Genomic DNA, 24,359 nt, shown 5'->3' with positions numbered 1-24,359 from the left:
CGTCGGTGCTAGCCGCCGAGGCGGAAATATTTGGCGGTCGCCGAAAATGCCGAACTCCTGGCGCCGATCTCGTCGAGTATCCTGGGCAACAGCACCGAGGCCGGCGTCGGCGTTGTGAAGTCCGCCGCCTTAATGTCCTGCGGCCCGGTGATCACCATGATGATCTGCGGCAACGCCTTGCCAGCCGCCTTGTCGGCGGCGCCGAGCCCGATCGGGATCGAGAAGGTCGCCTTGTCAGCTTGTACGACAACATGGTCGTCGAGGTTGAAGGCGATGCCCCTGTGGTCGATCAGGAACACGCTCGACACCAGCCCGCCATGCGTCACCAGCGTGCCGTCGATCGGCGAGCCGTCCGGCACCGATGTCTGGTCGAGGACAAGCTGCGGCCTGTCGGCCGTGCTCGCGCCCATGAAACGCAGGAAGCCGGTGATCCCGCATTGCGGGGGCTGGATAAGGCGGACGCTGATATCCGGCTCGACATGGAACTTCGCCTGGAATTCCCCAAGCAACTGTTCGAAGGGTGGCACCGACGTGCCGAAGCCCTCGATCGCGACACCCTTGTCGGCGGCCGACGTCACCGTCGCAAAAAAACAATCACCACCATTGAAGGCGCGTACCCAGGTGACCCGCTCCGCGGCCGCATCGGCCGGTGGCGGCACCTCCGGCTTGGGCACGTTCATGGCAATGTCGGGCTCTGCCGGCTTGTCGGCCTGCTCACCGCTGGCGATATCGGGCTGGCTCGGCTTAGGCTCCGCGGTCGGTTCAGGCGCCTGCGTGTCCGGCTTGGGCGCCTGCGCGGTCGGTTCAGGCGCCTGCGCCTTGGGCTCGGGCGCTTGAGCGGTGGGTTCCGGCGTCGGTGCTGTGGGTTTGGGGGCCTCGGCCGTCGGTTCAGGTGTTTGCGTGGCTGGCGCTGTCGCCTTGGGCTCTACCGGCGGACTGACAGGCTCGGGGTTCTTCGCGGCATCGGACTGTGACGGGCCGGATGGCGGTTGCAGCGCGACGGTCTTGTCGGTTGGTGCGGCCGGCAGCGGGGCCGTGGCGCTCGACGCGACTGGCGGCGTCGGCTGCGGCTCGACCGGCGCTTTGGCCTGATCTTCAGCCGGAGTCTCCGCTGGTTGCGGCTTTGGCACCGTCTTCTCGACCGGCGCAGTGTCCGAAACGGGCTTGTCAGCGACGATCGGCTTTGTCAGTTCGGGTTGGAGCGGCTTGCCGGTGTCGGTGACGCGAGGCCGGTCTCCGAATCCCACGATACCCGATGCATAGAGCCCTCCAAGCGATACCACGGCCACCGCCGACAGCACCGCGATCGTCAGATTTCTGCCTGTAGTAGCACGCTTCGGTGGTGTGCTTGCTCGCTTGGGAGTTTCAGCAGCCGGTTTCGGGTGCGACAGGTGCGCCGGGCGCACGTGCGGCACGAAAGACGGCTCCGCCGTGCCGCTTGGCGGGGCCGAACCGAAGCCTTGGGCCGGCGAGTCCCCGACCTTCGAGACAGGCCCTGCGGTCTGCCCGGTTCGCGGCAGACCGGGCCGGGGCGCGAGCGATGCCGGCGGCAAGGTCGCGTCGCTGTCGTCGCGCGTCAACCGGGCGATTTCGGCCATGCTGGCCGGTCGATCATCCGGGTCAGGCTGCAGCATCGCTTCGACAATGTCCCTGAAATCGGCATCGATGCCGGAGAGATCAGGGACGGTCCGCCGTTTTTCGACGATCTCGTATTGCGAGCCGCCCATATCGATCGGCTTGCCGCGCAGCGCCGCCGCCAGCACCAGCCCCAGGCTGTAGATGTCGGACTGTTCGCTGACCTCGCCGCCATAGAGCCCGAGTTGCTCGGGGGAGACGTAATTGTATTTTCCGGCAAACTTGCCGCCGATCAGCGTCTCGCCACCGACCGCGGCCGATCGCGCAATGCCGAAATCGATGATCTTTGCCCGCTCGACCCGGCCGCCCGGCAGGATGATGTTGTCGGGCGACAGATCGCGGTGGATGGCGCCGGCCTGGTGCACGGCGCTCAGGCCCGAGGCTAGCCGGTGGCACAGTTTGCGCACATCCGGAGTCGCCATCGCCCCGCCGCGCATGACGTCGTACAGCGACTGGCCGTCGACGAATTCCATCGCCAGATAGGGCCGCCCGATGCCGGGATCTATGGTGAAGACGTGGTAGCGCACGACCGCGTCATGCGACAGATGGTTGAGGATCGAGGCTTCCTTGCGAAACAGCGACAGGATCGTCTGATCGCGGGCGAATTCCGGCAGCACGATCTTGATCGCGACATGATCGCCGGTCTGGATGTTGTGGCCGCGATAGACTTCGCCCATGCCGCCCGACGCGATGCGTTCGTCGAGCTCGTAGATGCCGCTGAGCTGCGTGCCGACGCTGGTATCCGCCATGTTGGGCAATAGCCGGGTCTTGTCGTCGGAGCTCATCGGTCGCGGCCTTCTGCTCGGGACAGGCCATTGCCTTTGTCTCTGATCTTGACCAGAACGATGGTGACGTTGTCCGTGCCGCCGCGCTCAAGCACCATGGAAAGCAGCTTTTCGCAGGCAGCCTGCGGCGCTGCCGAGAGCACTGCAGCCGCAATCTCCGCGTCACTGACATGCGCCGTCAGGCCGTCCGTGCTGAGGATGAAAATGTCGCCGGCAAGGGTCTCTCCCTGCTGGAAGTCGATGGCGATTTCGTCGTTGACGCCGATGGCGCGGGTGATGACGTTGCGGCGCGGCCAGTTCTCCGCTTCGGCCGCGCTGATCGCGCCGCTGTCGAGCAGTTCCTGGACCTCGGTGTGGTCGCGCGAAATCTGCGAGATCGCGGCGTTGCGCACGAGATAGACGCGGCTGTCGCCCGACCACAGGCAGGCGAACCTGCCGTCCATGGCCAGCAGTGCGGCAACGGTGGAGCCGATGGTCACGCCGCGTGAGCGCGAAATCCGGCGGATCTCGGCATGCGCCCGGTTCAGCCGATCCTCAAAGCGGGCGCGCAGATCCGGCGCCGAACTGGCGATGCCGATCGTCGCCAGATGCTCGACAATGCTTGCCGAAGCGACTTCTCCGGCCTCGTGCCCGCCCATGCCGTCGGCCACCACCCAGAGGCCGATCTGCGGCTCGACCAGAAAGCTGTCCTCATTGTGGTCGCGCACGCAGCCCTTGTGGCTCACGCCGTAGCTCTCAAAGGCGGCATCGTTCACTTGCCTACGCTCCGCAACGCCTTGGCTGACGTGCCTGGCCAGTCTGCCACAGCCCCATTCATTAGAGTATCGAAATCTAAGCCGCTGATGACGGACCGTGTGGTGCCGCCGCTGTCTCTGCGTCCTGCAATCGCTGGTCCTGCCATGCAATTCCCCATCAGAAAGCCTTCGGACAGCTGAACGCGGAGAGCGCCGGCAGCGTGAACGGATTACCGTCCTCCCCGGTCTTGATCGTGTAGGCGACATCGCGCCCGCCGATGAGGAAATGCGCTTCGAGACTGTCGCCATTGGCGGTGACCTGCCCCTTGTCCAGCAATCGTTTCAACGCCCAGGGACCGTCGAACTTGATTGCGGACTCGCGGCCGGGCAGCTCCGGCGTCAGGCTGAGACTGGCCGAACCGGTCTTGCCCGGCCACGGAATCAGGCCCGGCGTGTTGCCGGCCTGGGTGGCCTGCAGCACCTGGCCGTCGATATTGAGCAGCGCCATGTCGGCATCGCCATGCAGCGACAGCGGCGTGAAGGTGATGTTGATCGACGGCACCGGCCCGCCGAGCGGAAAGAAAGCCGCGCGGATTTGTGCCGCGAGCTGAAAGTTCTTCAGCGTCGATTTCGCCAGATTGCGGCCGAACCTGGTGTCCTGCTTCCAGTCCCAGTCCTGGCCGCTCATGTCGACCAGCGACGCCAGGTTCTGCGCGAAGAACCGGTCGAGAACCCCGCCTGGAGAAAACAATCTGGCAAAATCCGCCATGGCGACATCGTCGGTACCGGCGGGGGCGAATGGAAAGCGCCCGGCAATCATCTCTTCGCACGGACGGCCGACGGTCTCCTCCAGCATCTCGTTGAGACGCGTGGTCGATGTTTCGGCGACGGTGCCCTCGAAATCGTCCGCCGCCGCGCTCACCATCCTGGCCAGCGCCTTCGGCAGCCGCGAGGCGTTGGCGCGTAGAGTCGATATCTGCAGCTGCAGATTGGCGTTGGCCTGGTCCGTCTGGGCGGGGACATCGGCGGCCAGCCGCACGCTCTGATAGATTTCGCGGAAATTCTGGGTCAGGGCGTCGAGCGGCCGCTGCCCCGGCGCCCCGGCCACCAAAGCCTGGAAAGACCGGAACTGGGCTTCGATGTTGGCGCCGGGATCCTTGTTCTGGGTGCTGACAAAGGCGGTCCCGGCCCTGCTCTGCGATTTGCGCGCCGCAATCTCGATGCCGATGCGGGCGAGGCCCTTGGCGCGCGCGGCGGTTTCCTGGTCGCTGTCTTGAGACGGCGCAGCCGGATTGCGCTCTTGCGTCAAAGCTGTTTCGCGCGCGATCGCCTCGAACAGCTGCATCAGCGGCGAACTCGGTGATCCCGCTGCGGACAGCGCCAGATATTGCGGTTTGTCGGCGGCCATTGCCTTGAACTTCAACCTGTCGAGCACCTCGTTCCACGCCGCCGCAAAGCCCTTGCCATAGCGATCGAGCAGCTCCGGGCCGAGCTTGAGCAATTCCTGGTCGAAACCGCCTTGCTCGCCGCTCGAGCCGATCACCCATTGATCGTCGACCAGCGCCTGCGCGCTCCTGGCAAGTTGCGCCAGATAGAAGTCGAAGCCGGCATGGGTGTAGAGACCGGGGACGCGAAGGCCGGCGAGATCGTTTCCGTCATTGCGCTCGAACAGCATCGGCGCTTCCGGGCCGGCTTGCGAGGCCACCGAAAAATCGTCCAGCGCCGCCGCATAGGTGGCCGACTGGATGAGAGCGGTGGCGCGATCGGCAAGGCTCATGCGGCCGAGCGAGCGCTGGGCGGATTCGACCAGCGTGCGGTTGAGTTCGAACGAGGGATCCTGGTCGTTGTCGAGCGCCAGCATGGCGCGCAAATGCTTCTCCAATTGCGCCCGGCCGTCGCGATTGTGGGCGCCGGGATAGCGGTTCTGTTCCCAGTCCCGTTTCAGCCAGGTGACGACCAGCTCGTCATCCACTTTCGGCGCCTTGCCGCCCAGCATCAGGTAAATCTTCAGCGGCTCGTACAGCGCCATCGGATCGGCCATCCTGGCCTCGATCGTGCGTTCGAGCTGGAACAGCAGGCGCGAGCGGAACATGCGCTCCAGCCCTTGCCGGTAGGCAGTGTCGGAAGCCGAAAGGATACGCTCGCGCTGGCTGAGGCCGAACGTCGCCGTGGCCGGCGTCGGCTGATCCTTGGTGTCATAGCCGGCTGGTAGGCCGCGCAGCGCATCTAGCGCACCGATGACGGTTTCGAGGTCGGCATCCGACACCGTCGTGCTGGCCAGCAGCGGCGCGGCTGTCGCGCGGTATTGGCCTGCCGCCTGGCCGGTCGCGGCGACCAGCGATTTGTTGGTCGTAAAGCTCAGGCCGAGAACGCCAAGCGCGGCGATCGCTATGGCCGCGATCGCTGTCAGGCCGGCGTAGCGGGCGATCGCAACGCGCCTGTCGGCCGCCCTGTCATAGGACACCCAGCCGGACTCGGCGAAAATGACGCGGCTCAACAGATCGTGCAGGAAGAAGCTTTTGCCGGTGCCGGAAAGATGCGCCTGGGCACTCCTGCCGAAACTGCGGCCTATGCTGCCCAGCAACTGGTCGATCGGCGTGCCTTCCTGCGTGCCGGAAGAAAAATACAGGCCGCGCAGGGGGGCGTTCAGCTGCTTGCGCGTCGGCTCGAAAACGCCCTCGAGGAAATGCACGATCCGGCCTTTCAGCGCGCCGAGCTGCGCGGCGAAGCCGAAAATGGCGATGCGCGCGACCGGATCGGTCTCCGCCTGCAGCCGCTCGCTCATCTCTTCGGTCAGGCGCTTCACCAGCGCGTCGAATTCGGCTGGCGCTTCCGCGACCATGTTCAGGCCGCGCTCGGCGGTCTGGAAGGTCGCGCCCCACACCTTGCGCCGGCGTGCTTCGTCGAAACCGCCGAAATATTCCATGAATCCGGAGACCAGGTCGGCCTTGGTGAACAGCACATAGACGGGAAAGCGGACCTTCAGGACCTCGTGGATTTCCTGCAGGCGGCTGCGGATCTCGGCGACACGGGCCGCCTGCTCGCCGTCCGCCATCAGATCGGCAAGGCTGATCGCCAGGATGACGCCATTGATCGGCTGACGCGTCCGGTGCCGCTTGAGCAGCGACAGGAACGCCAGCCAGCTTTTGCTGTCGGTCCGTGCATGGGAATCCTGCGTCGTGTAGCGCCCGGCCGTGTCGATCAGCACCGCCTCGTCGGTGAACCACCAGTCGCAATTGCGCGTACCGCCAACACCCGCCACCGGCTGCGCCTGGCCCGACCCGGCAAGCGGAAAGTTCAGGCCGGAATTGACCAGCGCGGTGGTCTTGCCGGCGCCCGGCGGGCCGATGACGATGTACCAGGGCACGTCGTAGAGGAAGTTGCGCTTGCCGCTCGATTGCCTGAGCGTCGCGACCGCTTCATTCATGCGAGCTTCCAGCACCTTTGCATCGCTGCCGTCATCCTCGGCGCTGGCCATGGCAGCCTCCAGCGCCTTCTGCGCCTTGCGCCTGCGCCGGAACCGGATTGCATAGATGATCGCCACCGTTCCGACGACGATGCCGATGATCGCTGCCCGCAGCCAGATGGGATCCAACGGCCGGGCGCCGGCAAAGCGGATCAACGGGCCGGCGTACCAGACCGCGGCTGCAAAGCCGGCGAGCGCGAGCGCGCTGAAGATGCGCAGCAGCCAGCCGGTCACAGCATCTCCTCCCGCGGGATCATTACATCGACACGGCGGTTTTTGGCGCGGCCCTCCGGCGTTGCATTGTCGGCGATGGGCTCGTCCTCGCCCTTGCCCTCGACCTTTGTCCGCGACGGATCGCTGAAATGCGCTGCGATCATCTTTTCCACCGACTGGGCACGTGCGACGGAGAGGTCGAAATTCGATTTGAAGGCGCTGGTCTTCTTCGGTTTGACGTTGTCGGTGTGGCCGACGATCCGGATCGGCCCGCGCTCCGCATCGAGAGCCGCCGCGATGCTGGCGGCCACCGGCTCGAACTCCGGTTTGACCTCGGCTCGTCCCGACTGGAACAGCAGGGCGTTGCTGATTTCCACGATGATGAAATCACCCTTAGTGCCGACGCTGACGCCGCCGCCTTCGATCTCCTTGGCCAAGGCAGTGCGGATGCGATCGACCTGCGCAATCGTCGTTGGCGCTGCGACGACTTTCACCTCCTCGGTCAGCGGCACGAAACCGGTGCGCTCGATGGTGACCGGCGTCGCCGGATTGAGCGCCAGCAACTCGCCGGCAACAGCCTCGCCATCATTGGTGATGAGCACGCGCAGCGTGAAAAAGGCTGCGGTCAAAACTGCCGCGGTTGCAGCGGCTATGGCCCAGAGCGGAACCCGCCTGGAGCCTTGCGCCGATGTGACCGACAAGCCTTGCCAGCGCGGCGAGATGTCGTCGTCACCGAGGACGCGGAAATAGGCTGATGTCTCGTAGACGTCGCGGCGGACCCGTTCGAGGCTCTCGCGCGGCTGGCCGCGATACTGGCCTTCGAAGCCAAGCGACAGGCAGACATGCATCAGCTCGATGAGATTGCGATGAGGTTCCGGCGTCGCCAGCACCGTGTTCAGCGCCTGGAAGAAACCTGCGCCGGTGGGTTTGAGCTGGAAGAAGCGCTGCAGCATGGCGTGCTGCGCCCACGCATCCCGACTGGAACCGGGCAGATTGGCGATGATATCGTCGGCGGTTTCGCAAAGCACATAGCTGGCGATGCGCGCATCCTCTTCCGAAGTATCGGTCCTGACGATCTTGCGGTCGAAATCCTCGATCAGGCCGGCGACATGCTGCGCCAGCTTCTCGGCCTGTCTTTCGACGGCCACCAGCCGCAGATGCCCAACCAGCATCAGCAAGGGCGCCGCGGCAGCGACGATCGGGTTGGCCGCGCCATAGTCGACGCCATCGCTGGCGCCGAGCAGCGCATCCAGCGGCGTTTTCCCAGCCGTCCCGGCTGAACCGTGAACGGACCGATCGGCCGGCGCCTCAGTGAAGGGGGTACCCTGACAGATCACCGTCCCCGTGACGTCGGATGGCGGCTGGCGGCCGGCGTTGGGGTCGAAAACTGTGGGTTCCGGGACGCTGGCAGGGGCGATCATCGTACTGCCGGGCGCCGGCGCATCGCGGGCGAGAACCGTCTTTTGCTTGCGGCCGGGATTGGGGCGGCTGGGACGGATGACGGTTTTGCCGGCCGGATCGAAAGGATCATCCTTCGAGCTCATCGCCGATCCCTGCCTCTACGCCCGCGCGGCGCGACGCACAGCGCCATGTCCGCGCAAACGCGGACCGCAGGACGCTATCTCGCCGTGACATGACATGTGCCGCAGAACCCCGAGGTCAACCAACCGTACCCGCGTGCTCAATCGTCGTATGTGATCGTAGTCTCAGAAGGTTGCGATGGAAACCCGGCGCAATTTTGGTGGCCGGCCCGTGCTCGGGTCGCCTTCACGGTGTCTTCAGCGGTGCGCGGGCTTAGCCCTTGCCGGTCTTCTGTTTGGCGGCCTTGGCATAGGCTTCACTGAAATAGGTGAGGAATATGTCCAGCATGCCGTTCTCGTGCGCTTCCTCCTTGGCCCGCCAAGTCGCGACCAGCGCGTCCCATGCGCGCGTCTTCTTCGAGGCAAAGGAGGATGGCGGCAGTTTTTTCGCGATTGCTTCTGGCGACAAATCGTCGAGCAGCCGCGCCAGCGCCGCCTGCATGGCGGCGAAGGTTGCAAATTCATGCGTCTTGAGGTCGTGGAAAGCGTCTTCGATGCTGTGCCGGGCATCAAGATAGCCGGCCCTGCGCCGCGCGAACATGATGTCGAGGATTTCGTCTGTCCCGGGCACGAACTTTAGCGGATTGTTGTCGGCGGAATTGATCATGGTCCGGTCGCTGGTCTTGGCCAGGACTTTTGCAGCGGCGCGCGCCTTCAACAGCAACACCAGCTCGTCGACGACGATGCGCAGCACCGCGCCGATCTCGCCGGCCACCTCCTGCGGTTGGCGCAGCAAAAGCACCTCTGGCGGAATGCCGGCGCCGGCGGCAATCGCGCGCAGGATCTCGTCGGCTTGCTGCGGCCGGCTGGAGACCGAAGCGGGTGGCGCGGTCGGTGACCGTGGCGATGCGACATGGTCTGGAAAGGATCCGGCAACGGGCATCTGCCGTTGCGTCGAACCATGGCCACCGAAGGCTGGGTTCCCGTCATCGATCGACACCGAGACGATATAGCGGCCGATCCGGAGCCGGTCCCCTTGCGCCAACCGATGCGGGCCGGTCAGGCGCTGGCTCGACCCGTTGACGAATGTGCCGTTGCGCGAGACGTCGTGGAGAAAAAAGGCGCCGCCTTCGTAGCGGATTTCGCAATGTCGGCCGGAGATGAACTTGTCCGGATCGGGCAAGGTCCAGGCGCAGTTCTCCCGCCCGATCTCGAAGCCGCGGTCGCGCGATGCGTAGCCGGGCGGCAGCCCGGCAGGCAGGACATCGACATTGCTGATCTGCAGACTGATGAACATGCGCTATGGACCGTCGACCGCTGCCGTTTCCATTGATCCGATGTGCCACAGTCTAGCAGCTTGCGGGCACAGCGGGAGAGCGGCGTTTCACACTGGCGAAAGCGGCGCAAACAGCAACGGCCTGCCGCTTGTCCTCTTTGGTCTGCCATAGAACATGTGGTAGGCTCAACATGGCTTGGGTGGCAAGTTGCGAAATATCCCTGAACGTGAGGTCGTTAACACAAGAAGGGCTTCGAACCTGCCACACTAGCGCTCAGGAGGGGCACGACCCATGCCGAGTGAACAACGCGCCGCGCTTGTGCAGACGCCGGTCGGCGCCGAGCTGTTGACCTTTACGCATCTCGTCGGCCGCGACGAGATCAGCCGCTGCCTTGCCTACACCGTTGGATTTGTCTCGACCAATGCCGATGTCGACCCGCTGAAGATGCTGGGCGGCGCCGTTTCGATCGAAGGCGAGGCCGACCCCAAGCGCTGGTTCAGCGGCCTCATCGCCGAGTTTCGCCTTACCCGCATCGAAGATCGGCTGGCTCACTATGAGGCGGTCGTCAGGCCGTGGCTGTGGTTCCTCGGCAATACCACCGACTGCCGCATTTTCCAGGACAAGACTGCCGTCGAGATCGTGGAGGAGATCTTCTCCAAATATGGCGGCATCGCCAAGTTCGAGAAGCGCTTGCAAGGCTCCTATCCGCCGCGCGAATATTGCGTGCAATATGACGAGAGCGACCTCGATTTCGTGCAGCGGCTGCTCGAGCACGAAGGCATAATGTACTTCTTCGAGCATGCCGAGGGCGAGCACACGCTGATCCTGGCCGACGCCACGAGCAAGCTGAAGCCAGCGCCGGGCTATGAGACGGTGCTCTATCAGTTCGAAGGGCAGGGCTCGCGCCGCGACGTCGAGTACATCACCGACTGGATTCCAGGCAGCGCGGTGCGCCCCGGCGCCTATGCCCACACCGATTATGACTTCGAAAAACCCGCCGCCGATTTGATGGCGAAGTCGGCGCAGGCCTTCGGCCACAAGCAGGCCGCGGGCGAGAACTATCGCCACCCCGGCGCGCATCTGGAAGTCGGGCGCGGCGACAGCCTGGCGGCGATCAGGCGCGAAGAAATCCAGGCGCCGCATATGCGCATTGCCGCTGTCGGCACCGTGCGCGGCCTGTTCTCCGGCTGCACCTTCAAGCTCGACGGCTTTCCGCGCGACGACCAGAACAAGGAGTATCTGGTGATCAGCGCCGAGTACCGGCTGTTCGATCCGGGCTATCGCGCCGGCGTCGACACCGATGGCGAGAATTTCAAGGTGGTGCTCGGTGTGGCGCCGACCTCAGTTGCTTATCGGCCGCCGCGCATCACGCCAAGGCCGATCATGCGCGGGCCGCAGACGGCGACCGTGGTCGGTCCGTCCGGCGAGGAGATCTTCACCGACAAATATGCCAGGGTGAAGGTGCAGTTCCACTGGGACCGCCTCGGCAAGAAGGACCAGAAGAGCTCCTGCTTCGTGCGGGTGTCGCAGACCTGGGCCGGCAGCGGCTGGGGCTTCATCCAGATCCCGCGCATCGGCCAGGAAGTGATCGTCGATTTCATCGAAGGCAATCCCGACCTGCCGATCATCACCGGCAGGGTCTACAACGCCTCGCAGATGCCGCCTTACGGGCTGCCGGGCAACGCCACGCAATCGGGCTGGAAGTCCAACTCGTCGAAGGGCGGTGGCGGCTACAACGAGCTGATGTTCGAGGACAAGGCCGGCTCGGAGCTGGTCAACTTCCAGGCGCAGAAGGACCACCACCTTCTGATCAAGAATGATCGCAAGAAGCTTGTCCAGCACGACCAGTCCGACCGCATCGACCACGACGCCAAGCACTCCGTCGGCCACAACCTCGACGAGGACGTCGGCAACAACAAGACGGTCAAGGTCGGTGTCGACCAGACCACCAATATCGGGTCGAACGACACCGAGACGGTGGGCAAGAACCGCTCACTGACGGTGGGGGTCGACGAGACGATCAACATCGGCTCGAACTCGACCGAGACGATCGGCGCCAACCACACCCAGACCGTGGCGATCGTGCAGACCATCACAGTGGGTGCGGCGCGCATCGACAGCGTCGGCGCCTCCGAGACGAGGACTGTGGGTGCCATACAGAACAACACGATCGGGGCCTCGCGCTCTGTGACGGTGGGCGCGGGTCAAAGCCACACGATTGGCGCCACGGACAGTTGGAGCATTGGGGCCAATCAGGGCGTCGAAATAGCAAGCAACCAGAGCGTCAACATTGGCGGCGGGCAGGCGACAGAGATAGGCAAGGCTCGAACAGCCAAGATAGCGGCCGACGACATCACTGATATCGGCGGCGCCCATGCGCTCAAAATAGGCAAAGGCAGCGGGATCACCATTGCCGACGACGGTTCGATTGGCGTTGGAAAGAAGCTTGTCATTGATGCCGGTGACGAGATCACCATCAAATGCGGAGATGCCTCCATCATCATGAAGAAGGATGGGACGATTGGCATCAAGGGCAAGGATATAACGGTAACCGCCAGTGGCAAGATATTCGCCAACGCGTCGGGCGACATCGTCATGAAGGGCTCGGAAATCAAACAGAACTGAGGAAACGGTCAGATGGCAAAGATCGTCGAACGAATCGAAGGCGTGGTAATCGGGATTTTTCTCGGCTTTGGCGAGGATGAACCGCTCGTTGTTTTTCCGGGCAATCCGCAGGACACGGCCCTTCCGGCACGTAGCCTTGCAGAGTTGAGCTCCGATATGATTGGCTCTGAGGTTGCCCTGTTGTTTCAGGGCGGGGATCTGCGCCAGCCGCTCATTGTTGGACGAATCGTTGACCCGAAAGGAAAGTCGACCAATCCTCATGTTGTCCGCGATGGCGAGCAGGTGAGAATCACAGGCGAGGAACGCATCGAACTGCGCTGTGGCAAGGCCGTGATCATCATGGAAAAGGACGGCCGGATCACGATCCGCGGCACCTATGTGACGAGTCATGCAAGTGCCGCGAACCGCATCCGGGGCGGTTCCGTGAACCTGAACTGATGTCTGCGCCTATCCTGCGGGAAATCGTTCGCCAGCATGCCGAAATGGCCGCCTTTCTGTGGACGGTCTACAACTACAATCTGTTGAACCCCGGCAAGAATCCCGAGATGGACGAAGAGCGGATGGCCAGGCTGGTGGAGCGGCTGGAAGCCTATCTTGATGGATTGCGGGTTGCCGGAAAGGCGGGTCAGGAGATTGCGCAGGAGCGTCATGACGAATTCCCCGAGGCGGGGGAACTCTTTGTCTTGCGCATGCTGTCGAGCAAAGCCGAGCTTCGTATCTTCGACCTCGATCTCGACAAGGTGAGGAAATACCTCGCCAGCGCTGGCAAATAGCTCGATGCCGACTTGCAATCAGTCCGGGATCGGCCTGCCGAAGAAATAGCGCACACCCGGTTTGAACTGATAAAGGTCAACTTCGTCGAACAGGCGCTCCAGCGCCGCTGCGGCGCCTACTCGGTCCAGTTGGCCTTTCCGATAAAAGTCCGAGAGGTCGAATCCCGTAAATGCTTCAATGGTGTCACGCGCGACGACGACGTCTTCATTGTCGTGTGCTTTGGCAATGGCATTCAATGATTTATGCGCGGTTTCCGCTAGGTTGATCGGCCGACCATAAAGAAACGAAGCATTAGCATCGTTGGGGTGGCTTTTTCTGACTTCGTCGATCCGTGACATAACTAACTTCGTATATTCCGCGACCTCATACTGAATGCGATCTGCGTCGAATTCGTCAATGGTGCCCGGAACCATCCGTGGTCCATAGAAGATATCGCTTACCTTGGCCTCCAAGGCGATGGAAAGTTGATACGGAAGATCAGATTCGGCAAAATCCGAGGGGCCTTGCTGGTAAATTGCGGCGGCCAACTCCATCGGCCTCAGAAGTCCACTTCTTGTCAAAGCTATACAGAACCACTCGAGCATCTGACCGTCGTGCCGGAGCGATTGACGGATTGGGTCCGCAATGTCGATCAGGATGCTTCCCGGAGTGACGTAGGGCATCAAGGTGAATGCGGAAATCGCCGTGTCGACGGAAGGAGAGCTTTCAAATATCCGGGTGAACATCGCGGTATCAGAAAAAGCACCCGCTTTGCATTCTTCAAAAATATCCAGCAACAGACGCCCACTCTCTGTGCGAGCGCCACGAAAGTCACTTACTGCAAAGTGGAAGAGCCTTCCAAGTGATGAAAAAACCATAACATCAATCCGATATGTCTTGCAGTGTGGTCTGCGCGGTGTCGATCTCTTTGCACTCCGGCGCCAATGCACCGTCCGAAATCAAGTTGTCTGGTGAGGTTGGACATCCGCCTGCGTCCAGCGGGGTCTTATGATTGACCTGACCCGGGCCATCTCGCCTTTTGATGTCGTTTTTCTTGGCGCCCTTGAATCCGAGAATTGTCTCACGAACGTGCTTCTTTACGTCCTTATGGATAGCCGTTTTTATGTCCTTCGGGTCCGTATATTTGGCGTTTGCCTTTGCTTCGATGCTTGCCAATTCGGCGGGATCTTCGGCCTTTAAGATCTCTGAATAGCTTCGTGTACCTTTGAAGTGTACTCCGCAATCCTTATCAGGCGGATCGTGAAGGTTCTTGCATTTCGAGCCGGAGGCCCTTGCGTCCGCTATGGTCTTTCTCGCTTTTTTTCTTTTGGCGTACTGACCCCAGGCCGCGGCGTGCGTTTCCTTTGGGATTGTGCCGGCGGCAAAATCTTCTTCAATCTGCTGAATCTTGTTGTCAGCCTTTCCCATGCGGTCGTTGTAATATTCGTTTTCGGTGGTCTGTTCGCACATTTCTCCACTGGCTTTGAGTTGGTTGGCATGCGCAGGGCTTGTCCCGCAACAAGGGCATTTGGTTATTGGCGCCGATCCACCCCCAGGCCCCGGTGTTCCAACCTTCGTTTGGGGAGGCGAGTTTCCAACCTGACTGCTTGAATGATTGTTGGTCGAGATATCCGTGAAGCGGCTGACCGGGAGGTTGTCCGCCTTTACGTTGCCAGACCAGGCCCGCGCGTACTCCTTGTTGGTGTTGGTGGAAGAGACGACACCCTTCTTGGCTGCGCTGCCGGCTTCCGTGCCTGTCGTCTGGCTGTAATCCGATTTGTCCTTTTGGGTGATGTTTTCTCCGCCGATTTTGACCGTTCCGGTACCCTTCTCTGTATCGGAGTCCATTCCAAATGACGGATATGGGATCGGTACCCCAGGCGGTGTCGCCGGATTTTCGGGCGGGGTGAAACAAACATCCGGGAAGGCCGCGATAACCTTGTTGCCCTGGGCCTTGGCAGCCACTTCCAGTCCGTTGGCGAAGACAGTCACCGCGCAGCCCTCGCGGCCAGCACGGCAGCTCCACAGGCGCCGGCATCGTTGGAAGCTTCGATAAGCACCGGGTTGCCTGTCGCGTAGTTCTTTCTTGCCGCCGTCAGCGCCATCCCCAGCATCAGCGGCGTCACCGCCGCACCAATATTGCCGAGGGTCTCGGCAGGTGACCACAAATCCTGAGACGGACAGGGGTTGCGCACCAGTCGTATCGACGCCAGCGCCGTCTGCTTGAACCAGTATTGCTCGCCGATGAGGTCTGAGATCCGGTAACCGAGACGGTTCATCTCTATTCCGGTCTCATCCAGCGCATGGCGATAGGCCGCCGTCATTCCGTCGCCTCTGAGCGGCAAGTCTTGCTTGTTGTAAATAAAGCCAGGCTCTCGCGACAAACCCAGCCCCCTCAGCCGAAATCCGCCGTGCCTTGGCGGTCCGCAAAGAACCGCTGCTGCCGCCTCGCCAGGAATAAACCCGTTTGGATTGTTGAGCGTTAGGAGGCGGCGCTCCTTGAGATAGTGCGTGGTGGCCAAGGTAGTCAGGTAACTATCGACCCCAGCAATCATCACATAAGGCGTTTCGCCCGATGAAATCATCCGGCGTGCATAATCAAGCGCCACGTGTCCGGACGGTCGCCCATAGGCGATAACCCGCGATCGCGAATGCTTCTCGACTTCGGTGATCTCCGCAATACGGTCGAGCAGGCGCAGCGTGCTTCTTACCGGCCGCCCTGGACGGTCTTCTTCTGCCACGCAAAGGATCAGAGCGGTCTGCCCTCTCGCTTCCGGAACGTCCTCGAATGCCTCGACAATGGCGCCTGAGGCGAGATGCGCCATTCGCTTCTCGCCAACCCAGTTGCGAGGCAGGGGTACAGGTGCGCCGATCAACCACTCGTCTTTGTCGTTCTTGAAACGTGTTTCCTGGAAGCCATCAATGCCGGCTCGCATCGCTGCGCAGGCCGATGGCGCATCAAGGCCAACCGCCGTAACCATGCCGACCGAAATAATATCCAGTGCCGGCTTCACGTCGTCTCGGCCTCCAGCACAATCGTTTCATCGGAGCGGGAATAGACACGCCCCGTGGCATGCGCCCGCATCATCGCTTCGGTAGGCGGCCCGATCCAGCATTCAGAAAAGTCGAGTATGGTTCGGTGAAGTCGCTGCGACACCCGCCAGACCAGCGAGAAGCGCCCGTTCTCCGGGTCGAAAAGTATAGTGTCCGGGTTGATATTTGCGTCGAGAGATTTTCTTTGACCTTTGAGTAGCGCCACGGGCAGCGCAGTCTGCGGCAGGCGAAAGCTCACCCGTCCTTCAGGCGTCAGGTTCACGAGCTGCACGTCTTCGCCGCCCTTCGGCAGGTCAATCTGCTGGTCGGCAGGCGCCATCTGGAAATAGCGATCGTCAAAGTCCGGAGGCAGGAACGGAAATATGTTTTTGGTCCAGTTGTCATCGTAGGTGCCGCCATATTCGATGCGTCCCGGCCAGCCACGCCCCATCGGACCAAAGCTCATCGGCTGGTAGTCGCCGAAGGGCGAGCGTACATCCTCGCCCATTGCCTGGGTATTCGGCAGCCGTAGGCCTGGGATCCGCCGCTGGTTCTGCGCGCGCGACCAGCCGGTTCCCACGGGGTTGTGTTTATAGCTGCCAGGCAGCTTGTCTTCCGGATCCAGCCTGTCGATGCCGCCCCAGGCAACGTCGTAGGAGATGGGCAGTTTCAGAAACGGTTGCGGCGATGTGGCGGTAAACACCGGGCCGATGGAGCGCCATTCGCGATGGCCGACAACCTCGAACAGCTTTGACCAACCACCAACCTTGAGACCGACCGGCACACGTTCGGCTGGTCGGCCGTTTGGGGCGTAAGCAAACCCGTTGGCAACCACATCGCAGCGCGGCTTGCGAAAGGCAAAATCTGTCTCCCACAATGTAGCCGAATATCCCGGGATGCCCGTGTGCGTGTCAGCCATGACCAGCGGAACCTGTTCCGCCGATCTTCGTACCGTTTCGCCCGGCTTCGACGGGAAGTCGAATGTGCCTTTCACGACCACGACCAGCCAGTCGTGTCCGGCAACATCGGTGGCAGTCGTGAATTCGTGCGGATACCCCATCTGGTTCCAGATCTGCATCAGCTGGTCTCCCAGCTGCCGGCGAGGATTGTCTCCAGCGTCGGTTGCGGCGCGTGCGGACCGATGTCGAAAATGTCGGAGTGCGCCGTCCACATCACCATGTCGGCGATCAGCTCTTCGCCCGGCTCGGCCTGTGGCATCGGCAGTGCCGTCAAAGCTGCATCCAGTTCTTCGGGCGTCAGCTCGCCCTGCTGGGCGGCGGTGGCGGCCTCCTCGATTCCGGCAAACCATGCCTCGGCATGCGTCAGCGCGACAGGCGCTTCGGGTAGCAGGGCAACGACGCTCAAGGGGAATTTCCGGCCCACCTTGTCGGCGCTCTGCAGGATGATGCCCGCCGACGCGCCGAAGGAGTTCGGGCCGGCCAGAAACCGCAGCGCCGTGGCCGGCGGCCAGATGTCCTGGCCAAACAGCGGCACCAGATGCTGCGCCAGCCAGCGGTCCCAAAGCCGCACGAACTCGCCCGTCAGCCGCCGGCTGACGAAGTCGCCGGTGGCGGGCATTTTGCCGTAGAAGCCAGGCAGGATCAGATCTGCGGCGGACATGAGAATTTCTTGAACATCTGGAGGTTGTAGGGATTTTCGACACTCGCCGCCTTGAGCTTGAAATCGGCGTACATGCCTTTCGTCCCCAGCCGCAGGCTGTAGACATCGGACAGCGACGTCCCGGTGAAGCGGCCGCCGCGCAGCATCCTCAGCCACGCCCAGCTGCCGGTCTCGTTGAGCATGATTTCGGGCGAGCCGTCGATCGGCTGGAAGGCGAGCGAGATGACGCCGGTGCCGTCCTTGCCGGGCCACGTCATCGGCTGAGGTCGCGTCGCATTGTTGAAATAGACCAGGTTCTGGCCGTCGAGGTTGAGCGTCACGCGGGTGACGTTGGGCGACAGGTCGGTCGGCTCCAGCGTGAACGCCATCACCGGGCCCTGACCGCCGGGAAAGAGATCGTCGCGGATGCGCCGCGCCTGCTCGAAGGCGGCGAGCGCCGATGGGTCGAGGCCGAAATCGGCACGCCATTTCCAAGGCTGCGCCGAGGTGTCCACATAGCTGATCAGATGGTCGTTGATGAAGCCGTCGATCATCCCTGCCGGTCCGAACAGGCGGGCGAAGTCGCGCACATTGACGTCGACGGCGCTGTCTGGGCTGAACGGATAGCGGTCGTTGAGCGCGGCCTGGCAGAAGGGCAGGATATCGGCGCGCCAGATGGCGTTGAGCTCGGAGGCCACGGCCTTCTGCGTCAACCCGCTGGTGTCGCCGGCAATGCCGCTCAGCCAGGTGTTGACCGGGTCGGGCAGGATCTGTGCCTGGCGGGCGACGGCGCCGGTCAGTTCGGCCAGCCCGCCCTGTTTCTTGATCGCGTCCTGCGGGTCGGGATTGGCGGTCACCGTTTGCAGCACATTGGACAGCGCCGTCAGCGCAACGACCGCGGCATCGAGCGCCGGCGGCTGGCCGTCGACCTCGGCAATCGTGCTCTTGAGCGGCTTGAAGTGTTCGGCCACCAGCGTGCCGGTCAGGTCGACTTCGCTGGCCGATCCTGCGCGCGGCAGCAGCTTGGCGCCAGTCTTGACGATCTTGCCCAGTTTGCCGAGTTTGCCCAGCAGTTTCGAGCCGCCCTTCGCCGCCGCCTTGTCGTCGGTCGGCGCCTCGTCCGAGCGGGTGAGGTCGACCTCCTGGACCACCGCCGTCAGCAGCCGCTTCAGCGCGGAATCGGCGCTGGAAAGGTCTTTCAGATTCTCGCTGGCAATGTTGAGGTCGCTGAGCGGCGCCAGCCGCATGTCGCGCAAAAAACTGTCCCACTGCGCGATGTAATCGTCATAGTAGAGCTTCAGGATATCTTCCGACAGCGCCGACACCGAGGTCTCGGAATTTTCCGAGCAACCGCCGGCAAACACCGCGCGGTCGAGTGCCGCCTGGGCGGCCACATCCTCGACCCGGTCGAGGATCGCGTCGTGGAAGCCGTCATAGGTGAAGGCGCCTGATATGCCGACGCGCAGCGTCTTGTCGGAGCGTCGCGAAAACACCTTGGCGCCGTTCGGCCCGGCGAAATTGGCGGGGATCCATTCCTTCAATCCGGCCACCGCCGGATCGGCCAGCAATTGCTTGTAGGCCCGCGCCGGCAGCGAGATCGTGCAGACCGTTTTCAGCGCTTCGGCGACCAGCGCCTGGTCGGGCGCGATGTAGCTGTCGTCGACCGCCATGCGCCGGATCGCGGCCAACTGGTGTTCTTCCGCATCGGCGGTCGGGAAGGGCGCGGCCGGCGCGAATTCGGGCAGGTCGTTCACCCACCAATTCTCGACGAAGTCGGAGTCCATCTGAGACAGGCCGGTCATCATGCGGTAGGTCTTGAGCGCCCCCAGCATGAAGTCCGGATCGCGGATCTGCCGCCACATGGTCGCTTCGAGCAACGCCACCATCCGCGGCTCCAGCACGTTGCGCAGAGCGTGGTCATAGGTGTCGGTCTGCGCCCGCATCATCTCGGCCGAAGCCGATGGTCCGAGCAGGTCCTGTGCCTTGTTGGGAGGCGCAGTCCTGGCATTGGCGACTTCGTCCATGGCGGTCAGGGCAACGTCCATAGCCGGCTGCAGCACCGAGGCGGGCGTCGCGGCGGTCGACGTCAGCGGCGCCTGCAGTGCTTCGAACTGGCCGGCTTGCGCGGCGATGGCGTTGCGATTGTCGTAGTAGGACCAGGTGAACAGGCCGCCGGCGAGTATGGCCGCAGCCGCGCTGGCAGCGGCGGCACCGCGCCAGATCCAGCTGCGGCGGCGCTGCGCCAGCGGATCGAAGGTGCCGAGCCCGGCCTCCTTGAAGATCACCTCGGTCAAAAGGTTCTTGAGGAAGAAGCTGCGCTTCTCGAAGCGCTGCGTCGGCATCGTGCGTCGTGCCGGCAGGCCGAAGGAGGAGGCGAGCGCCGCGGTCAGCCGGTCGATCGGCGCGCCTTCCTGGGTCGCCGAGGTGAGATAGAGGCCGCGCAGCCAGGCTGCCTCCTCGTAGCGGCTCTCGCCGAACATCGCCTCGACCAGCACCTGGATCGGCTCGGACAGGCTTTGCAGCTGTGCGGGAAAGCGGAAGATCTCGGCCCGTTCGGCCAGCTTGTCCTCATCCTCCAGCCGCGGCACCAGCCGCTTTTCCAGCTCCCTCGACAGCGTCGTGATTTCGCCCGCGATCATCTTGGCGTCGACGCGTGCATCGAGCGGGAAGGTCGTCCCCCATACCTGTTCGCGCGCCGCCGTCGACAGGCCGCCGAAGAAAGCCTCGAAGCCTCTGATCAGATCGGCCTTGGTCAGCATCAGATAGACTGGCAGGCGGATTTCCAGCCGCTCTTCGAGCTCGGCCAGGCGCCTGCGGATCTTGCGGCCATGCGCCTTGACGGCTTCGTCGCCCTCGGACAGCGCGTCGATCCCAAGCGCAACGATGACGCCGTTCAGCGCACGACGGCCACGATGCTTCTTCAACAGATCGAGGAAACCCAGCCATTCCACGGCGTCGACATCGGGCTGGCTTTCCTGCTGGACATAGCGCCCGGCGGTGTCGATCATCACTGCGTTTTCGGAGAAGAACCAGTCGCAGTTGCGGGTACCGCCGATGCCCTGCAGATCGTCGGTCAGGTCGATCGGAAAGTTGAGGCCGGATTGGCGCAAGGCCGTCGTCTTGCCGGTCGCCGGGGGGCCGACGATCACATACCACGGCATCTCGCGCAGGAACTTGCGGCCGCCGAGCTTGCGGCGCTTCAACTCGACCATGACGTCCTGGAACTTGGCGCCGACCGCGGCGACGTTTTCCTCGCCCGGGCTGAGCCGCTTTTCCTCGACCGGGGCGGAAATCTCGGCGACGAACATGCGGTTGGCGCGGATTGCGCGGCGCTGCGCGACGATCAGCCAGATCAGCCAGAAGATCACCAGAAGAGCGATGATGACGATGCGCACCGTCTCCGACGCCATCGGCACATAGTCGCCGACCCGTACGATCGGGCCGAATACCCAGATGATCAGCGACAGCAGCGCCAGGCCGATCAGCGTCCACAGGAAACGCGAAGTCAGGACCGCCCAGAGGAAGCGCAGGATGAACATGTCACAGCCTCTTTTCGACCAGCACTTCGACGCGGCGGTTCAAGGCCCGCCCTTCGCGTGTGCCGTCGTCGGCCACCGGATCGGTGGCGGCCCGGCCTTCGGAGCGCACGCGCTCCTTAGGCACGCCGTTCTGAACTAGGATATCGGCAATTTCCGCGGCGCGGGCTTCAGACAGCCGCTGGTTGGTGGACAGTGGGTTGGTCTTTTGCAAGGGAACGCCGTCGGTGTGGCCGACCACGGTGATATCGCCGATCAACTCCTGATTCTCGAGGATCACCTTGGCGACCGAGGCGATGAGCGGATCGAAGCCGTCTGTCAGCTGTGCTCGCGACGACTGGAAGAGTTCGGGATTGGAGGCCTGGATGACCAGCCGCGCCAGCGACACGCTCTCCGTGCCGCTCAGCGCTCTCTTGAGCTCATCCGGCGCCGCCGCCTGGAATTCCGGCAGCAGCGCGAAATCGACCGCCACCGGCGGCGGCGCGTCGACCTTCGGCGAAGCGCGGGTTACATCCATACGCGTCGGCGGCGGCAGTGCGCGCACCAGCGCCGAAAGCTCGACCGCCTGGCTGCTCAGGCTCATCGACAGCCCGATATGAATGGCGGTGGCGATCACCGCCGCTGCCGCAACCATCACCCAGATCGGCACGATGAAGCGCTGCGGCTCGTCGGAGGCGATCACGCCCTTCCAGTTGGGCGAAAGCTGTGCGCCTTCGGCGTCGCTGTCGCGCAGGAAACGCGCCGCGGCCACACGCACCGCATTGAGCGAACGGTCGCCGGAGCGGCCCGGAACGCGATATTTGCCGCGGAAGCCGAGCGCCATGCAATGATATTGCAACTCCAGCATTTCGCGGTCGCGATTGGGATGGCGTTCAAGCTCTTCGAGCCGGGCGAAGAACTGCGCGCCGGCGTCGACGTCGCCGCGCAGCATCACCACCAGCGGCTGGCGCGGCCATGCGCTGGCGCCGCCCCACGGCGTGTTCAGCGCCAGATCGTCGAGCAGGGCCGCCACCAGCCACGCGGCCTGGTCGGCGCGCTCGAGCGAGGAGCCCTGCGCCATGGTGGTGTCGCGGCAGCGCACAAGTTCGTCGAGCAGCCTGGTGCGCAGGGCTTCCGGGTTCTCCGGCGGCTGCGCGTTTTCGAGTTCTGGTGCAAATTCCAGCAGCGGCGAGAACGCGTTGACGAGCACGTTCGAATGCGCGCGCGCGGTGCGTTTCGCGGTCACCCCTGACGCCGGCAGCGGCATGGCGCGCGGCGTTGGCGCTCCGCTCAGCCGAATGCGCGTCCGCTCCCGATCCTCGGACAGTCCGAATGGATCGTCCCTGCTCATCATCTCACCTGTTGACCGAGTAGCAGTCGACCTGCGGTTCGCTGGGCAGCACGCCCGAAACGCCGATCACAAAACCCGGCGCTTCGAGCAGCGAGGCCCAGTGCTCGCTTTTCTGGTCCAGTTCGAGACACAGCCGGTCGCCGTCATAGGGAATTTCGCGCGGCTGCGAATGAAGGGGCTTCAGCGGAATGCCGGGCAGGCGTGATTTCCACAGCCCTTCGAATTCGCTGGCCGAGCCGACCGTCGCCTGGTTGACGAAAATCTTGCGCAAGGCATCCTCCGACAGTTCGGAGCCGATCCGCACCACGATGCGGCTCGCCACCAGAAGTTTCGGGTTGTCGATGCGGATCTTCCACACATTGGTGGCATGCCGCATGACCGGCAGGGCGCGCGATTTCGGCTCGATGTAGCGCAGGCTGAGGATCAGCGAACGCAGCGCGTCGGCCAGCGCCGAATAGGCCGGGCCTGGCGCCATGTGGTCGTAAACAGGCAGTTCGCCGAGCCGCCTTGCGCTCGAGCCATAGGTCGCCATCGAGCCGGCTAAGCCAGCCAGCTCCATATAGACCTCGGCTGGATGGAAGACATCCTGCACCAGCATGTGCGCCAGCCGCGGCCGCGCGGCGTTGACCAAATTGAGGATCAGAAGATCCTCGACGCTGCGCCCGGGGCCGCCCAGCACCATCTTGCCATGCGCCTCGGCGATCTGGTCGAGGCCGGTGACCACTTCCTGCAGCAGCCGGCTGTACCAGGACGCCGCGCCGATGACCAAGGTCGGCGGCAGGAAGGTGTCGTCCAGGGCCACGCCGCCATCGGCGCGCACGCCCTTGAATTCGGCCACCGGCAGCGCGGTGTAGCCGCCGACGGCCGTGCCCGGCGCCAGCAACAGCGCCTGCGGCCGTGCGATCTCGATTTCCTCGGGATCGGAGCCGCCATGCACGGCGTCGCGCACCGACACGATCCGGCCGCGATAGCGCGCGCCGGACGGCTCGGCGTGAGCGGGGTCGAAGCCGACGCCGCCTGGCGGTTCGAGCGGCAGCGCTATCAGCACCGGTCCAGCGCCCATCTCCGGCGTCACCGCCAGCGGCCGCGGCGCATCCATCGTCTCGGGGATCGCGAACGGCGTCCCGTCTGGAAAGATGCCGCGTGCCGAGAGCACCGAGATCTGGCCGGCATCGAGCTGTGCCTGATCGAGCGTCAGCGTTCGAAAGCCGAACGTATGCAGATGCCCCGCCTGCAAGGCGCCGCGCACCGTCGCTTCGAAGAAGCGGTCCTGTTGCTGGAAATGCTGGGTGCGGAGGAACAGCCCCTCCGACCACAGCACCCTGTTTGCATCGCTCATGCCGCCACTCTCTGCTTCTTGCTCGTCACCATTGGCGCGGCTTTGCGGATTGCCGCCGGCTAAGCGGAAATGCCGCCGCTGCCGAGCTTCACATTGACGGTGAACTTCGATCCCGGCGACACCGACTTGGTCGTGCGCCAGTTGCGTCCGGTGGGTTCCCTGATCAGCGCGACGAAGCCGAGTGCGGCCACTTCCGGTTCGACCGTGATGGTCTTCGATGCGGTCTTGCCGGGTCCGACCGATATCGTATCGGAGCCGATGAGATCGCCGCCAAGTGCCGCGCCGGCGCCGCCCTGCAGGGCGAAGTAATCGGCCGAATTGAAGGCGCCGGTGCTCTTCAGCCGTAAGACCATTACCGTTACCGGCCTGTCGCCGCCGCCCGGTCCCGGGTTCATGCCGGCCCCACCGGCCAAATTGACCGTTATGACGGACGGTTTAGGCGGGCCGCTCTGGCAAGCCGTCAGCAGTCCCGTAGCCCCGATGGCCAGAATGAATTCGCGTCTGTCGATCATGT

17 protein-coding genes are annotated in these 24,359 nt (G+C 63.5%); 3 read left to right on the top strand and 14 right to left on the bottom strand.

Annotated features, from left to right (window positions below):
* Window positions 1-8: 8 nt before the first annotated feature.
* The 5 genes from NKI64_RS09310 to tagH form a co-directional block, all read right to left on the bottom strand.
* Window positions 9-2,420 (bottom strand): serine/threonine-protein kinase, encoded by a 2,412-nt coding sequence (locus tag NKI64_RS09310; protein ID WP_352667687.1) that lies wholly within the window; start codon window positions 2,418-2,420, stop codon window positions 9-11.
* Window positions 2,417-3,175, bottom strand: a complete 759-nt coding sequence (locus NKI64_RS09305) for a PP2C family protein-serine/threonine phosphatase (protein ID WP_023714861.1) — start codon at window positions 3,173-3,175, stop codon at window positions 2,417-2,419. The genes NKI64_RS09310 and NKI64_RS09305 overlap by 4 nt, the downstream gene beginning before the upstream one ends.
* A gap of 157 nt (window positions 3,176-3,332) precedes the next feature.
* Window positions 3,333-6,854: a type VI secretion system membrane subunit TssM gene (tssM, locus tag NKI64_RS09300; RefSeq protein ID WP_352667685.1), complete on the bottom strand. Its 3,522-nt coding sequence runs from the start codon at window positions 6,852-6,854 to the stop codon at window positions 3,333-3,335.
* On the bottom strand, window positions 6,851-8,377 hold the full coding sequence (gene tssL / locus NKI64_RS09295; protein WP_352667683.1) for a type VI secretion system protein TssL, long form: 1,527 nt from the start codon (window positions 8,375-8,377) through the stop codon (window positions 6,851-6,853). Before tssL ends, tssM (NKI64_RS09300) begins: the two co-directional genes overlap by 4 nt.
* Window positions 8,378-8,627: 250 nt before the next feature.
* Window positions 8,628-9,650: a type VI secretion system-associated FHA domain protein TagH gene (gene tagH, locus NKI64_RS09290; RefSeq protein WP_352667681.1), complete on the bottom strand. Its 1,023-nt coding sequence runs from the start codon at window positions 9,648-9,650 to the stop codon at window positions 8,628-8,630.
* 271 nt (window positions 9,651-9,921) lie between these two features.
* Between tagH and NKI64_RS09285 the strand changes: the two genes are divergently transcribed.
* The 3 genes from NKI64_RS09285 to NKI64_RS09275 are packed head-to-tail and all read left to right on the top strand — an operon-like array spanning window position 9,922 to window position 13,028.
* Window positions 9,922-12,255, top strand: a complete 2,334-nt coding sequence (locus NKI64_RS09285) for a type VI secretion system Vgr family protein (RefSeq protein ID WP_352667679.1) — start codon at window positions 9,922-9,924, stop codon at window positions 12,253-12,255.
* Between the two features lie 12 nt (window positions 12,256-12,267).
* Complete coding sequence (locus NKI64_RS09280; RefSeq protein WP_352498062.1) at window positions 12,268-12,693, top strand: DUF6484 domain-containing protein; 426 nt, start codon at window positions 12,268-12,270, stop codon at window positions 12,691-12,693.
* Entirely contained in the window at window positions 12,690-13,028 is a 339-nt protein-coding gene (locus NKI64_RS09275) for a hypothetical protein (protein ID WP_352498092.1), read from the top strand. Before NKI64_RS09280 ends, NKI64_RS09275 begins: the two co-directional genes overlap by 4 nt.
* 18 nt (window positions 13,029-13,046) lie before the next feature.
* On the opposite strand, the gene NKI64_RS09270 is transcribed toward NKI64_RS09275, so the two are convergent.
* From NKI64_RS09270 to tssJ, 9 genes are read right to left on the bottom strand one after another with little or no spacing between them, the layout of a single operon-like run.
* Window positions 13,047-13,886, bottom strand: coding sequence for a hypothetical protein (locus tag NKI64_RS09270; RefSeq protein WP_352667676.1), 840 nt, complete (start codon window positions 13,884-13,886; stop codon window positions 13,047-13,049).
* A 4-nt stretch (window positions 13,887-13,890) separates the two neighbouring features.
* Window positions 13,891-15,000, bottom strand: coding sequence for a DUF4150 domain-containing protein (locus NKI64_RS09265; RefSeq protein ID WP_352667674.1), 1,110 nt, complete (start codon window positions 14,998-15,000; stop codon window positions 13,891-13,893).
* Window positions 14,997-16,022, bottom strand: a complete 1,026-nt coding sequence (locus NKI64_RS09260) for a 3-oxoacyl-ACP synthase (RefSeq protein ID WP_352498065.1) — start codon at window positions 16,020-16,022, stop codon at window positions 14,997-14,999. Before NKI64_RS09260 ends, NKI64_RS09265 begins: the two co-directional genes overlap by 4 nt.
* Entirely contained in the window at window positions 16,019-17,119 is a 1,101-nt protein-coding gene (locus NKI64_RS09255; protein ID WP_352498066.1) for a DUF2169 family type VI secretion system accessory protein, read from the bottom strand. The genes NKI64_RS09260 and NKI64_RS09255 overlap by 4 nt, the downstream gene beginning before the upstream one ends.
* Complete coding sequence (tagF, locus tag NKI64_RS09250; protein ID WP_023726336.1) at window positions 17,119-17,661, bottom strand: type VI secretion system-associated protein TagF; 543 nt, start codon at window positions 17,659-17,661, stop codon at window positions 17,119-17,121. Before tagF ends, NKI64_RS09255 begins: the two co-directional genes overlap by 1 nt.
* Window positions 17,643-21,179 (bottom strand): type VI secretion system membrane subunit TssM, encoded by a 3,537-nt coding sequence (gene tssM / locus NKI64_RS09245; protein WP_023823516.1) that lies wholly within the window; start codon window positions 21,177-21,179, stop codon window positions 17,643-17,645. The genes tagF and tssM (NKI64_RS09245) overlap by 19 nt, the downstream gene beginning before the upstream one ends.
* Before the next feature lies 1 nt (window position 21,180).
* Window positions 21,181-22,506: a type IVB secretion system protein IcmH/DotU gene (icmH, locus tag NKI64_RS09240; RefSeq protein WP_352667669.1), complete on the bottom strand. Its 1,326-nt coding sequence runs from the start codon at window positions 22,504-22,506 to the stop codon at window positions 21,181-21,183.
* Between the two features lie 4 nt (window positions 22,507-22,510).
* Entirely contained in the window at window positions 22,511-23,845 is a 1,335-nt protein-coding gene (tssK, locus tag NKI64_RS09235; protein ID WP_352667666.1) for a type VI secretion system baseplate subunit TssK, read from the bottom strand.
* A 59-nt stretch (window positions 23,846-23,904) separates the two neighbouring features.
* Window positions 23,905-24,357, bottom strand: a complete 453-nt coding sequence (gene tssJ / locus NKI64_RS09230) for a type VI secretion system lipoprotein TssJ (RefSeq protein ID WP_352519182.1) — start codon at window positions 24,355-24,357, stop codon at window positions 23,905-23,907.
* Between the last annotated feature and the right edge of the window lie 2 nt (window positions 24,358-24,359).

The organism is Mesorhizobium sp. M0478 (assembly GCF_040321305.1).
Lineage (GTDB): Bacteria > Pseudomonadota > Alphaproteobacteria > Rhizobiales > Rhizobiaceae > Mesorhizobium.
Note: the sequence above shows the minus strand (reverse complement) of the source record. Positions and strands in the feature narration are given on the sequence as shown.